We start from the raw sequence: 835 nt of genomic DNA, 5'->3' as shown, positions 1-835 counted from the left end.
CCTGGTATGGATTGACCCGTCAAGGGCTCGGTTGTCTCTATTTACATATGGTTGTCCTCAATGCCGACGGGTCAGGGAGCGAGGGGCTATCAGCGACGGTGGATCTCTCTGGTATTCGTGGGTTGGGTACCGACCTGTCATCACTTCGTCGCGGAGCTGCCCTGTTCTACGTGCGAGGGTCACCCTGCCCCGCAGGGCGGGGGCCTCATAGGCCGGCCAGGGGTTCTCCTACCGGCCCGACGCTCCCTGACCCGCCGGCACTGGGACGTGGACGTCATGCCGTGGCCCGGCTGCCGTGCGGCTTGCCCATCGCCTCACAGGCGATGGCCCACAGGAAGCCGGCCAGCTCCCGCGCCACCGCCGTGGTGACCTGCTGCGTGACCTTGCCCGTGTCAGCCAGCCGGCGGTAACGCCCGCACAGGCGTTTCTGTGCCTCCCAGGCGATGGCCTGGATGGTCGGCGATGTCTTCTCCGCGCGCTGTTGGATCGCACGCGTCTTGCGCGCCGGGAAGCGGTAACTCCAGGCGGCTTCCACCAACACGCGCCGCACATGCCCGTTGCCGGTCTTGGTGATCCCGCCCTGGCGCCGGCTGCCGCCGCTGGAGTGCTCACTGGGGACCAGGCCCAGGTAGGCCATCAGCTGTCGGGGCGAGTCGAAGCGGCTGATATCCCCCAGCTCGGCCAGCACCGTCATGCCGGCAATCAAGCTGATCCCACGCATCGCCATCAGCGCCTCGACCACCGGCGCGAGGGACCAGCTCGGCAATACCGCGCGCATCTGCGCTTCCAGCCCCGCCACGCGGTGCTGGGCCGCCTTCACGGCATCGACGTATTC

The 835-nt window shown here is 67.8% G+C and carries 1 protein-coding gene; it reads right to left on the bottom strand.

Features of this window, described 5'->3' with window-relative positions:
* Positions 1 to 274: 274 nt before the first annotated feature.
* The coding region (locus OP498_RS18430; protein WP_280554811.1) for a transposase at positions 275 to 835 on the bottom strand (561 nt) is incomplete at its 5' end.

It is taken from the genome of Halomonas sp. 25-S5 (assembly GCF_029889845.1).
Lineage (GTDB): Bacteria > Pseudomonadota > Gammaproteobacteria > Pseudomonadales > Halomonadaceae > Halomonas.
The sequence above is the reverse complement of the archived record's forward strand: the minus strand, read 5'-3'. Positions and strand labels throughout refer to the sequence as shown.